At 61.4% G+C, this 12,787-nt stretch carries 11 protein-coding genes; 3 read left to right on the forward strand and 8 right to left on the reverse strand.

Annotation, left to right across the window (positions count from 1 at the left end; genetic code table 11):
• The 4 genes from ACFTSA_RS23735 to ACFTSA_RS23750 form a co-directional block, all read right to left on the reverse strand.
• Positions 1-713, reverse strand: a 713-nt coding sequence (locus ACFTSA_RS23735) for a hypothetical protein (RefSeq protein WP_377954484.1), incomplete at its 3' end; no start/stop codon positions are given.
• 435 nt (positions 714-1,148) lie between these two features.
• Complete coding sequence (locus ACFTSA_RS23740) at positions 1,149-1,958, reverse strand: IclR family transcriptional regulator (RefSeq protein ID WP_377954486.1); 810 nt, start codon at positions 1,956-1,958, stop codon at positions 1,149-1,151.
• Positions 1,959-2,121: 163 nt separating this feature from the next.
• Positions 2,122-2,889 carry a glucose 1-dehydrogenase gene (locus ACFTSA_RS23745; RefSeq protein WP_377954488.1) on the reverse strand — a complete coding sequence of 256 codons (768 nt, stop codon included), beginning with the start codon at positions 2,887-2,889 and terminating at the stop codon, positions 2,122-2,124.
• A 101-nt stretch (positions 2,890-2,990) separates the two neighbouring features.
• Complete coding sequence (locus tag ACFTSA_RS23750) at positions 2,991-4,430, reverse strand: sugar porter family MFS transporter (RefSeq protein ID WP_377954490.1); 1,440 nt, start codon at positions 4,428-4,430, stop codon at positions 2,991-2,993.
• 373 nt (positions 4,431-4,803) lie between these two features.
• Between ACFTSA_RS23750 and ACFTSA_RS23755 the strand changes: the two genes are divergently transcribed.
• From ACFTSA_RS23755 to ACFTSA_RS23765, 3 genes are read left to right on the forward strand one after another with little or no spacing between them, the layout of a single operon-like run.
• Positions 4,804-5,214 carry a nuclear transport factor 2 family protein gene (locus ACFTSA_RS23755; RefSeq protein ID WP_377954491.1) on the forward strand — a complete coding sequence of 137 codons (411 nt, stop codon included), beginning with the start codon at positions 4,804-4,806 and terminating at the stop codon, positions 5,212-5,214.
• Between the two features lie 49 nt (positions 5,215-5,263).
• Entirely contained in the window at positions 5,264-5,791 is a 528-nt protein-coding gene (locus ACFTSA_RS23760; RefSeq protein WP_377954493.1) for a cupin domain-containing protein, read from the forward strand.
• Positions 5,792-5,803: 12 nt separating this feature from the next.
• Positions 5,804-6,298 (forward strand): hypothetical protein, encoded by a 495-nt coding sequence (locus tag ACFTSA_RS23765; protein ID WP_377954495.1) that lies wholly within the window; start codon positions 5,804-5,806, stop codon positions 6,296-6,298.
• Between the two features lie 132 nt (positions 6,299-6,430).
• On the opposite strand, the gene ACFTSA_RS23770 is transcribed toward ACFTSA_RS23765, so the two are convergent.
• The 4 genes from ACFTSA_RS23770 to ACFTSA_RS23785 all read right to left on the reverse strand — a co-directional run bounded on the left by ACFTSA_RS23770 (position 6,431) and on the right by ACFTSA_RS23785 (position 12,547).
• Positions 6,431-7,930, reverse strand: coding sequence for an aldehyde dehydrogenase family protein (locus ACFTSA_RS23770; RefSeq protein ID WP_377954497.1), 1,500 nt, complete (start codon positions 7,928-7,930; stop codon positions 6,431-6,433).
• Between the two features lie 33 nt (positions 7,931-7,963).
• Entirely contained in the window at positions 7,964-8,992 is a 1,029-nt protein-coding gene (locus ACFTSA_RS23775) for a zinc-binding dehydrogenase (RefSeq protein ID WP_377954499.1), read from the reverse strand.
• A gap of 302 nt (positions 8,993-9,294) precedes the next feature.
• Positions 9,295-10,698 carry an MFS transporter gene (locus ACFTSA_RS23780; protein WP_377954500.1) on the reverse strand — a complete coding sequence of 468 codons (1,404 nt, stop codon included), beginning with the start codon at positions 10,696-10,698 and terminating at the stop codon, positions 9,295-9,297.
• A gap of 508 nt (positions 10,699-11,206) precedes the next feature.
• On the reverse strand, positions 11,207-12,547 hold the full coding sequence (locus ACFTSA_RS23785; protein WP_377954502.1) for an MFS transporter: 1,341 nt from the start codon (positions 12,545-12,547) through the stop codon (positions 11,207-11,209).
• Positions 12,548-12,787: the final 240 nt, after the last annotated feature.

Genomic DNA, 12,787 nt, shown 5'->3' on the forward strand with positions numbered 1-12,787 from the left:
TGGCCCTTGGTCTGGAACAGGATTTCGATGGACGGGAACTGGCCGGCCTGGTAGGTCGCGCCGGCATCCAGGCGCAGGAAGCCGATGCGGAAGTTGCGTTCGGTGAAGCTGCCCAGCCACTTCTCGGACACTCCCTCGTCGCCCGACTCCAGCCAGTCGTAGGCTGCGGGGTTCATGGCGATGACGTCTTCGTAGCGCGGGGTGGCGAACTCGAGCTTGCCGCCGGTGGCATGTTCGAAGATCGCCTGCGACCCGTCCACGGTCTGGGCTTCACCGTTGGCGTCGGTGTAGTGGTACAGGCCCTTTTTGAACTCGCCGGTCTTTTCCAGCTCCGAGTTGGTCGCCTCACGCTGCGCGACGGACAGGTAGCCCTGGCCGCTGGCGCCGCCGGCCTGAAGCACCAGGGTGCGCAGGCCTTCGGCGCGTTCCTGCGGACCGTAGTGGACGCTTTCGGGGAAGTACCCGACCCAGCCTTCCTCCAGGTAATCATTCTCGGAGTAGGGAAGCCGGCCCTGGATGACGTAGCGGACCTGGTCGAAGTTGTGCCGGTGCCGCGGGGTCCGCCACCCGCCGCCGCCGGTGTGGCCCATGTTTAGGTCGTAGTTGTTCGGCGAACCGTCCTCGCCGAACAGCAGGTGCTTCTGGTCCAGCTTTCCCTCGCGCATGGATCCGACTGCTTCGATGTCGGTGTCCGCTGCTTTGCTTACGCGCATCTCCTGCTCCTTCATAAAAGTCGATTCATCCCCCGCCAAGAACAGGCGGGAGGTGGCGGTCCGTCTCTGTAATACATATTCACCGGCCGCTCTAAATTCACCATATCCCACATGACGGGATATCGTCAACGGGCCTAATGATTCAGGCGCAAGGTCAATTTCGAACAGCCAGCCAGTACCTGCAAGAGGCGATATCTCGTGCGTGGCCGGCTGTGTCAGCACCGGCACCTCCGACTCGGCGTTCTCATGAGCCGAGGATCCTGCAGTCCGTGACGCGGCTGGCGGCATTCGGGTGCCATGCCTGTCGTTCCCTCGCCTGCCGTGGGCGCTAATGGCTTGCGCCGGCCAAGAGGCTTCCCCTGCCGGTATGCGCACATCCGCGCAGGACAGTTTGGCAGGCCAAAGCGTGCCGTTCAGCCCTTAGCTAGGCTGGATCTAGGAGCCGTTCTGGTTTTGCGTGAGGCGGCGGGAGACAGTGGCCGCAGCTTCCTTAACGGCCTTTATCGCTTCCTCGACGTTGATGTCACGGACGTGTTCATCCCAAGCCACGCCCACGCTGCCCACAGACGTCTTTTGGTCAGTAAGGATAGGGGCGGCCACACCGTACACTCCGGGGTTAAACTCCCCGCGCGTCAGGAGATAACCATCTTTCTTGATTTCACCCAGGGCCTTGCGGAACTCGCTCCAGGTGGCGCCCAGCCCGGCCTTCTCAATTTCGTCACTGTAGCGCGGGTAGATCGCCTTCAGCCGGTGGTGGGGGAGATAGGCGAGGATGACCTTCGAACCGGCCCCTTGGAACATTGGCCGACGTTGCCCTCGGCTGAATCGATTTGCCGGACTCGATGGCGCACGGACTTCCCCTACGCACAGCACCGAATCACGGAATGCGGTCAAGAGCAGGGCAGAGTGACCAACGTTCTCAACAAGTTCTTCCAGGACGCCATGGCTGGCGAGGAGCAAAGGGTCCGTTTGCCTGATCTGCAGGTCCATCTCGATGATCCTGGGGCCAAGGCTGTAGTACCCGTTGCGGACCGTAGTGAGCAGACCCGCGTCATGAAGTGTTTTGATGTAGCGGTAGCCTGTCGAACGCGAGGTCTCGAGAGCATCAATGAGGTCCGCCGTAGACCAGACAGGCTCTTGTTCAGTGAAAAGGTCCAGGATGGTCAGCATCCTAGCCAAACTTCCTGCGCTGTCCGGGGCGCCGTTCAGCTCAACGACGTTCTCCGGCAAACCGCGTCCGCTCATGACGTGAGGCCCCATCCTTCTCTACAAGACATATACCAAGACCGTCGAAGGCAGCCTCACGAACGGCGGTATTACTGCCATTATAAGTGCGGCAAGATGGCGGGCACCGACTTGAGGTTCGGCGCCCGCCACAGCCCTGGAGATCTTGGGATGGCGCCAGCGGCTAGATGCCTACCGTCTGACCGCCATCGATCACCATTGCGTGACCGGTTGCAAAGCTGCCAAGGTCCGAGGAAAGCCACAGAACAGCCGAGGCAATCTCTTCGGGTTTACCCATGCGGCCGACGGGTTCCTGGCCAATCACCCGTTCCCTGCCCTCGGGGGTGCCGCCGGAGAACCTGTCCATCATTGGTGTTTCGATGATGCCGGGACAAATTGCGTTGACCCTGATGCCCTGCGAAGCGTAATCCAATGCCGTTGATTTTGTTAGGCCAATTAATCCGTGTTTGGCGGCGACGTATGCTGCCTGGCCGCTGATCCCGATCACGCCGGCACCGGAGGAGGTATTGACGATGGATCCGCCGCCGCTCTTGAGCATGGCAGGGATCTGGTACTTCATGCAGAGGAACGCGCTGCGAAGGTTGACGTCCAGCAGGCGCGCCCACTGGTCCTCCGAGATGTCCACGAGTGCTGCCGGCGGCTGTTCAATGCCGGCATTGTTGAAGGCGATATCAAGGCGGCCGAATTCCTGAACGGCTTGTTCAACGGCGGCCTGGATTTCCTGTGAAGATGTCACGTCGCATTTGAGCGCAAGGACTTTACCGCCGTGTCCGGAGACGAGGCGTGCCGTTTCTTCATTGCCGCTTGTGTCGATGTCGGCCAGCACCACGGTTGCGCCTTCGGCCGCGAAGGCTATCGCCGTCGCCCGGCCGATGCCGCTGCCGGAGCCGGTGACGAAGGCGACCTTTCCTGCGAACCTCGGTTCAGTCATTGTGGGTCTCACTTTCTGTTGAAGGGGTGGTGGAATCGGCTGCGTGCCGACCCAGCCGGCCGGGCCGGCACACAGCGAAAAAGTGGAAACGCCGCCCTGGATTACGGGCGGCCAGCTACCGCGCCGGTGAAGCGGTCGTGCAGTTCAACTTCGAGTTCTTCCAACGTACGTCCCTTGGTTTCCGGGATATAGCGGAATGCGAACAGCGCTGCCAGCACATTGAGCACCAGGAAACCGGAGAAAACGGCCACGGAACCGAACTGCTCGGCGAGGATCGGGAAGAGGAACGAGATGAGAGAGTTGGCCACCCATAGCCCGCCCAGGGAAGCACCCATGGCGAAACCGCGGATTGGCAGCGGGAACAGCTCGGAGAGGACCAGGAAACCGGTGGTACCCAGGAAGGTCACCATGAAAGCGGTCACCAGCAGCATGAACGCCAGGATCATGTAGGAGCGGATAGTGGAGTCGGGCATCAGGTATGTCACGAGGAGCCCCAGGTGCGACGCGGCAACCCCGCCGAATCCGAGCAGCATCATCCGGCGCCGGCCCATCAAGCCGAGAATCCACATGCCAACTACCGTGAAGACGATCATCGCGATTCCGACAGTGACCGAGGCGAGCAGCGACGCGGACCGGGTCAGACCGGAGCTTTCCAGCACAGTCGGGGCGTAATACATGACCACATTGATGCCGGTAGTCTGCTGAGCGATGGCCAGGATAATGCCTATGACGATCAGGCGCTTCATCCACGGCGAATTGCGCAACGTGGCAAGGACGGGAACCCTGCCCTTGATGTGGTCGGCTTCGACGATGCCCGCGATCTGCTGATACTCCTCCTCGACACGGTCGGCCAGGTGTGCCCTCTGCAGGGTGCGCCTCGCGTCGGCCCACATCTGCTTGCTCGCATACCAACGCGGAGTGTCGGGCAGCGTGAGCATGCCGACGAGGAGCCCGACGGCAGGGACGACGGCGACACCAAGCATGTACCGCCAGACAGTGTGGTCACTGATTAGGTTGGCCAGTACCGCGTTGATCACGAACGCCAGGAACAGCCCGATGACCAACATGAGCTGGTTCACGGTGACGATGCGACCGCGCTGGGACGCCGGTGCCATCTCGGCGAGGTACAACGGAACGACAACAGAAGCGACGCCGACGGCGTAACCGAGTGCGATACGGCCAGCAACCAGAATGACAACGCTGGGAGCGAGAGCGCAGACTGCGGTGCTGATGACGAAGATGACGCCCGCCATCACCAGTGATTTTTTCCGTCCCACCCGGTCGGCGATGGGGCCGCCCAGGAGCGCACCTGCTGTCGCGCCGGGGAACAGCAGGGAGGTGACAACGAGCCCTTCGGTGACGGCGCTCAACTGGAAGTCTTCCTGCAGATACACCAAGGCTCCTGCAATAACGCCAGTATCAAAACCAAACAGCAGCCCGCCCAGGCTGGCGATCACGGTGAGCCGGAACATGAACGTTCTCGGGTCTTCGCGACGGCCCGTCGTGGTCAAAGCTCCTGTCGATTGAAGTTTTCCGGACACAAGGTCTCCTTGTTGATGAGCAAGGCTCAGGGAGCAAGTCCCGCCCCCACGGGTCTGATCGGCGTCGATCGTCATGCGTCTTACTGCCTTGGCTTGGGTGCCGGCCCCATCCCTCGGGGACCCGGCGATATGTTTTCGGGCTGGCCCTTGCTCGACACGGGTGGATCGTGTCGGTCAAGGCCAGTGGTCTGGCCTTCGCCGCCTGGCTCTATCCGCCGGCGCTTCAGCCAGATTCTGCACAAGCTTCTCTGCTGTGATCTTGAACATATCCTGTATTATGAGACTGAGTCAATAGCCTAGGGCGAATCTGGCGCTTGTCGTCCCGCGAGGACCGCAGGTGATGACGCTGACGAGATGGAAGGTCCGAAAAACTATGCGTGCAACTGCCGAGACGGCAAAGGTGCTGACCCACTACTACGCGGCAATGGAGGCGAACAACCCGTCCGAGTTCGGGTCCTACTACGCGGAAAACATGACCCTCACATTCGGTAACAGCCCGGAAATCAAGGGTCGGCACAACATCATCGCCGCCTTCAGCGACAAGCTCAATGAGGTCGAATCCTTGGGGCACGACCTTGTGAACGTCTGGGAGGAAGAGGGCGGCGTTGTCTTCTTCGAGTCGATTGGCCGTTGGACACTCCGCAACGGCGCCGTGATCGAGATCAAGGCCGCGTCGAAAATCACCATGGTTGACGGAAAGTTCGTCGATCAGCGCATATATGTGGACAACGCACCCGTATCAGAAGCCCTGGAAAACGAAAAGCGGTTGGCTGGAGGCGCCTAAACGCCGGAGGGCCTCCGAAATGACATCAGCTAGCGAAAGGACCACAATCATGGTGGAAGAACACCGCGAATTTCAGTCACGCCTGATCGTGACCGGTTTGGCCGACGACGGAAAATCCACGTTTGTCAGTGACGGTCCAACGACTGACCGGCTCGTCGCCGACGGCTATACCCGTAACCACCTGTGGCAGGCTACGGAAGTGCCGACGCCTGTGATGGCACCGAACGGCCCAGGTGATGCCTCGATCATTCCGCCGCCGCCGGCGGGCTACAACTATGTGATCACGGCCTTTGCTCCGGACAGTGAATGGGACTACGAGGGCGGATACGCCAGGATCCTGGCCGAGTCCGGCGCCGGCGACGCAGTGAATCCTGACGATGCTCCCGGGATGCACACGACCGACACGATCGATATCGTTACCGTGATTTCCGGGGAAGCCTGCGTTCTTCTCGACACCGGCGAGACAACCATGCGGCAGGGCGACACCATCGTGCAGCGCGGCACCAAGCACGCCTGGCGGAACAGGACGGACAAGCCCTGCATAGTCTCCGCCGTTCACATCAGCGTGGTTCGCTGAGCGCCACCGATCATGCAGCCCAACAGCACTGACCTGTCAACACGCGCCCGTCGCGTCATCGTCGGGACCAACGCCTCAAAAGCATCCGCAATCGTCGCTGACGGGCGAAACCTCCCCTCCACTCACCTCCCCAATGGAATCGTTCTGCAGGAACTATGGCAACAGCGCAGCATCCCCGCCGCTCCGGACGATCACCCGGAGCCCAGCTGGACACTCGGACCTGATGCGCCGGCCGAGGGTGCCGTGGTCCGAATCCTCACCGTGCCCGGTGCTTGGGGTGACACCTTGGCGGTGCCCGACCTGCACACGGATCTTTCCCTGCATGTAATCACGATGCTCGACGGGGAGTTGGACATCGTCTTGGAAGACGGCGAAGTGACGCTCGCCAAGGGGGACTCGATCGTGTTGCGGTGCAGTATGCACGACCTCCGAAACCGGCAGCCGAGGCCGGCAACGTTCGTCTACACTTCCTTTGCCCTCAACCCGGCAGGCTCCAAGGACGTCTGAATTGGCGGGTAAAAAGCAATTGGCCGCCGTCCACATGGACGGCGGCCAATTTGCGTTCCTCGGACGTCCCGGAATCGCGGGAGGAAGAGGACGTGATCGTCCTCCCAGCGCACCGGTCCGTCCTGAAGGGCGTCACAATTGCATGTATACGCTCTTGGTGTAGAGGTAAGTGTCCATGTGAGCGGCGGTGCCCTTGTAGCCGTAGCCGCTGAGTTTGGTGCCACTGAAGCCGACCAGGGGGTCGATGTAGCCGTAGCAGTTGACCCACATGGTGCCGGTGTGCACGCCGTGGACGGCGCGCATGGCTGTGGAGAGGTTTTGTGACCAGACTGCCCCGCCCAGGCCGTATTCGCTGTCATTGGCGATGGCGATGGCTTCGTCGATGTCGTCGAACGGAAGGACGGAGAGGACCGGCCCGAAGATCTCTTCACGGGCGATGCGCATGGTGTTGTTGACCCCGCCGAAGACGCTGGGCTGGACGAAGTATCCGTTGCCGAGGTCGTCCCCGAGGCGTTGGCCGCCGTAAAGCAGTTCGGCGCCTTCGTTCCGGCCGATATCGATGTAGTTCAGCACGGTGTCCAGCTGGTTCTGGTTAACAACCGGGCCCAGGGTGGCGCTGGAATCCAGGCTGTGACCGACCCTCAGGCTGTCCATGAATTTCAGCAGCCGCTCGGTGAACTGGTCAACGATGGGCCGCTGGACCAGTACGCGGGTCCCGGCGAAGCAGATCTGGCCCGAATTTGAGAAGACGCCCATGGCTGCCCCTGGTACGGCCTTATCCAGGTCCGCGTCCGCGCAAATGATGTCTGCCGATTTACCGCCCAATTCGAGCTGCAGCTTTTTGATGTTGACGGTTGACGCTTCGATGATTCGGCGGCCCGTCTCGGTGGAACCGGTGAACGCGACCCGGTCCACATCTGGGTGGGCAGCCAGTGCGTTACCGGCTGAGCTACCGGATCCTGTGACGACATTGATGACACCTGCGGGGACGCCGGCCTCGTGGAGGATCTCGGCTGTGCGCAGCACTGACAGCGACGCTTCCGAGGCTGGCTTGAGCACGGCCGTGCATCCGCTGGCCAGGACGGCGCCGATGATCCAGAACTGTCCGTTGAGTGGTCCGTTCCAGGGAATGATGCCACCGATGACACCGACGGGTGCCTTCAGCGTCATGGTTGCGACGTTCCCGGGGATACCGTTCATCAGCGTCTCACCAGAGATGCTGGTCGCCTGGGAGGCGAAGAACGCGAGCATCTTCATCAGCGAGGCCTTGGAGTTGCGCAGCCTCGAAACCGGAGCCCCCATGTCCAGGGCCTCGATCTCAGCCAGTTCCTCAAACCTCTGGTCAAGGACCTGCGCGACACGGTGCAACAGTGCCTGCCGCTCGTACGGGCTCCAGGAACTCCACGGCCCGTTGAAGGCCTTCCGCGCGGCCAGGACCGCCTTGTCAACGTCGGACGGGCCGCCGGCGGCGAAATGCGCCAGGACCTCACCGGTGGACGGATTATTGGTGCTAAGGGTCTTTCCGGACTCGGCCGGAACCATCTGCCCGTCGATGAAGAGCTGGTGCACCTCGCGGGAGAGGAAACTTTGCGCCTGCTCGGACGGTGCGAAGCTCTGCTGGGTTGTGGTCATGACATTCCTTCCAGGATGACCGTTGACATGCTGTCAGTCGAAGATGAAAACGCCTTTGCCGATCTTGCGCTGGTCGAACAGCTCATAGGCCTTCTCGGCCTCGGCGAGGCTGAACTCATTGGTGAACAGGGACTCCACGTCCAGGCCACGTTCGGCAACGAACTGGGCGCAGTCTTCCTGCTGGTTCTTGCTGAACGTGAGCGACCCGAGAACAGTCTTGTGCAGATGGATGAGCTCTTCGCTGTCCAGGTCGATCTTGCCGAAGACTCCGACCATACATGCGGTCCCCCACGGCCGGGCTGCCTGGATGGCCTGTCGGCGCACCGCGGGGATGGCGCTGCACTCGATGGTTTTATCCGCTCCTTCGCCGCGCCGGGTCAGTTCGCGGATGGCTTCAACAGGATCCTGTTCGCGGGAGTCGACGACGTGGTCGGCGCCGAACTGCTTAGCCATCTCCAGCCGTGACGGTTCGACGTCCACGGCAATGACCCGGGCTCCGAAGGCCTTGGCCAGCAGCGTGACGCTCAGCCCCACAGGTCCTTGACCGAAGACCGCGACGGTCTCATCGGCGGACAGTTCAACCCTCTTGATGGCGGCGAAGGCCGTTCCGGTACCGCACGAGATGGCCGCCCCGGTCTTAAAGGAGAGTGAGTCGGGCAGTTTGATGAGGGTGTGGGCGGGGACCTTCATGAAGTCGGCGTGGCCGCCGTCTCCGTTCAGTCCGCCGTAGACGATGCGTCCGTTGGGGCAGTACTGGGTCCAGCCGGACCGGCAGTACTGGCAGGTGCGGCATCCGTCGTAGTGGTGGACCATAACGCGGTCACCTACTTTGGCCTCGCTTGGCTTGACGGCGTCGCCGACAAGCTCCACGACGCCGCAGGGTTCGTGACCCTCGATGACCAGCTCCGTGCCGGTGCGGACGGGGCCGTGAAGGTGGTGGAGGTCGCTTCCGCACATACCGGAGGCCTTGATGCGGATGACTACTTCATCCGGGCCGGGTACGGGGTCCGGATAGTCGCGGATCTCGAGCCTACCCTCGCCTTGGAAAACAACGGCTTTCATAACTACTGCTCCTTGATGGTCAGGAGATGGACGGCATCAGTGACGCCTCGGGTACATTCTGCATCGGAGTTGCCGCCTCAGGCCCTCCCTGACCGGAGGGGAGCGACGCTACATTCGATGGATTGTGGTGAAGTCTTCAGCATGCTGCACACTGTGGAGAGTCGTGTCAGCTGATGGATCTGGCGTCCTCGGACCGGTAAGTCAGGTCCGAGGACGCCAGGCTTAGTTGAACTAATTCAGACCCGGCGGCCGGCTGTCTCAGACGTCAGCGGAGCAGCAGCGTCTCCGCCTTCGTTGTTGAGTCATGCGTGGGCCTTGGGCTCCTCGGCATCTGCGTCGGCGGTGTCACCCGCAGGAGCGATGTGAGCGAGGGCCTCGGAGGAGGTGTCCACACGGGCGGCGGCGAAGATCACTGTAGCGGCGATGTACAGGCCGGATACGGTCAGGATGACTCCGACGATTCCAAAGCTGGTGAACAGCCCCAGGACGATGAAGGGGGAGGCGATCAGGCCGACGCGGCCTACGGTCTGGGCAAGGCCACCGCCACGGAAGCGGAAGGCGGTCGGGAAGAACTCCGGAACGGTGCCCAGGCACATGGTCAGGAACGACGCAGCCATGGCAACGAGGATGAAGCCGATGGTAATGATGAGCGCGGGTTCGGTCATGAACGGATAGATGCCGGCGAAGATCGCTGCGAGGGTACCGGAACCGACGATGCTGCGTCGGCGGCCCAGCTTGTCAGCAAGCAGCGCACACAGCAGCGGACCTACGACGTAGCCGGACATGATTGCGGCATTGAATCCAAGGGAGGACGTAACGTTCATTCCCTGCTTCACGAAGAAGGTGGGCATCCAGCCCGTCACGGAGTAGGAGCCAAACAGGCAGATAACAGTCAGGACCAGGGCCAGTATGGTCCGCCCGATAACGCCGCGTGAGAAGAGCACCGTGACGGGCACGTAGTTGGCCTTGTCATGGGCGGCGCCGGCCTCCTGGTCGACAACCGGAGCCGTGGTGACCTTCGGGCTGGTAACGCCCGATTCCTTTTCGATCTTCTGAAGAGCTGCTTCGGCTTCCTCGTAGCGGCCGCGCGATTCCAGCCACCGGGGAGACTCAGGCATATTACGGCGCAGCCACCATGCGATCAGGGCGCCAACGCCGCCGATAACGAACATTGCCCGCCACGAAAAGGTGGGAATGACCAGGAAGCCGATGAGCGAGGACAGTGAGACGCCGAATCCGCCGAAAACTCCGAGGAGGCCGAGGTACTTGCCGCGGTGGGAACGCGGGAAGAATTCGGTGATCATGCCGTAGCAGATGACGTATTCGGCACCCATTCCGATGGCCATCAGGAGCCGCAGGCCGATGAGCACTTCAACGTTGGGCGCAAAGGCGGCAGCCAACGCCAGGATTCCGAACAGGCCAAGGCTGAACTGGAACGCGAAGCCTCGTCCGATCCGGTCGCTGAGCCAGCCCGAGAGTGCCGCTCCAGTTGCCAGGCCGGCGAATGTGGCTGAAAGGAACAGGGAGTTCAGCTCGAGCGTGGAGAACCCGGTGGGCAGCATGGAGGCCAGCACGGCTGAGGAGAGGGTGTTGTCGAACGAGTCGAAGAACAACCCGAGGCCAACCAGCCACATCATGCGACGGTGGAATTTGCTGATCGGGAGGCTGTCGAGCCTGTGGGTCGCGTTGACGTGCATGGTGGTCATCGGACAGCACCTTTCGGACGTGCTGCCGGGGATGGTGCCTGGCAGGCAGTTGCTGCGGAACGGGAGGAGGTGAGGGGGAGCAAAGCACGCTCCGGCAGAGCCCGTGTGAGACGAGCGTGGTCGGCTGGGCTAAGGGCACAGGCTTCGCATGAATTCGATCGACACTGTTCAGGCATGCGTCTTACTACCTTTGGCTTGGTGTTCTTTGCGCATCGGCGCGAACACGACGGTGTGTAGCGAACTGATCCTAGTGGCCCGGCCGGACTCCTTTAAGGACGATAGTTTGCCGCCCGCGCCGCGCAGAAAGGTTGGAAATCAACCATTGCAACGACAGTGACGACGCACACAGTTCTTATGAACATGTTCACAATATCCTGCATTATGAGACTTAGTCAACATCTCTCCCTCCCGGCTTTCTTTGGGACCCCACTAGGGAGTGCCGTCAGGCGCACGGTCAGTAGAACGACGTTGGCTTGCCTGCAAGGGCGAGGCCAACGTCGTTTGTGCGTTACTGCTGCTTCGTTGCCGCCGACCTACCGATTGCCCCGCTGCCGGCTGGCGGCTGTCCGAACTCGCGTATTTCTACGGGTTCCTGTTCTTTCTTCGTCCGCGGGGGGACCTTGACGAAGAGGAGCAGGATAAAGGCCAAGGCCAGTGCAACCATGGGGACGGTCATACCGACGATGGTGTCGCCGGGGGTGGCGAGCTTGCCGATCAGGAATGGTCCGAAAAATCCGCCCGCGGATGCGAGTGCGTTGATCACGGCGATTCCGACGACAGCCTGACGCTTGGTCAGTACCTCGCTGATCAGTGCCCAATAGGTGGGGATGTTTCCGATAACTCCGCAGGCAAGCAGGATGAGTCCGAGCATCCCCAGGGCGGGGGAGCCCCGGAACACCGCGGTCATGATCAGACCGATGATTGCGGTAGCGAAGCAAGCCAGCACGATGAACTTACGACGGCCGCTAATGTCGGCATAGCGGACGAGCAGCAGCATCACAATGGCACCGCAAACGTAAGGGATGGCCCCGAAGACACCGATGTTGGTGGGGGAGTAGGCGGGGTTCAGCTGGGAGACAATCTGGGGGAGGAAGAAGGTCATGCCGTACGTTGCCACGCCGGCGAGGGCATTGATCAGACCCAGATACAGGATTTTGGGATTGCGGAGCGCGCGCAGTTCGCTCTTTTTGTCGTGTTTTTCCTCGGGCATGGCCGCGTATTCGTCTGCGATTGCGCCTTCGAGCCACTCTTTTTCGTCTGGACGGAGCCACTTGGCCTTGCTCGGCCGGTCGGCAAGGGTGAGGAGGAGCCAGATCCCCAGAAGTACCGGAGGCAGGCCCTGAAGGATGAAGATCCAGCGCCACGAGCTGAGCCCGAACCAGTCCACGTGCTCAAGAATCGCTCCACCACTAAGGCTTCCAGCGATGAGGGCGACCGGCATGGCCAGTGCCATAGCGCCAATGGCGCGGCCGCGGTCATGGTTGAGGAACCAGTAGGTCAGGAAGAGGATGAGGCCGGGAAAGAGCCCGGCTTCGGCGATTCCCAGCAGAATCCGCGCGATGTACAGCTGCGTGGCATCGTGCACGAATCCCGTGGCTACGGTGACCAGCCCCCAGGTGATGGCGATGCGTGCCAGCCAGAGCCGGGCGCCGACCTTGGCGAGGATCATGTTGCTGGGTACTTCGAGCACCACGTATGCGATGAAAAAGATGGCGGCGATGGCGCCGTAGGTGGCCACGTCGATGCCCAGTTCCTTGCCCATCGTCAACTGGGCATAACTGATGGATGAGCGGTCCATGTAGTTGAATGCATAGAGCAGGAAGGCGACTGGCAGGATTGTTCGTCGCACTTTCCTTATGACCGCTGTCCGGTCAAGGGCCATTTTAGCCGGTGCAGAATGTGTAGCCACGCTGCTACCTCCTCGTAGGGTGTGCCCCGCAGGGCTGAATCAGTGAAGACCGCCGACGTCCGTCGGCGTCTTTTGTTGGGTTCATGGCCAAGAGTGGGGGTCGTCCTGTGGGCCATGAGGGGTTGATGATCCTTCGGAAGAGCGGAATCAAGGATTTTATGGCTCTGCTTGGGACCGTGG

The organism is Arthrobacter sp. NPDC057013 (genome assembly GCF_042674585.1).
Classification (GTDB): Bacteria; Actinomycetota; Actinomycetes; order Actinomycetales; family Micrococcaceae; genus Arthrobacter.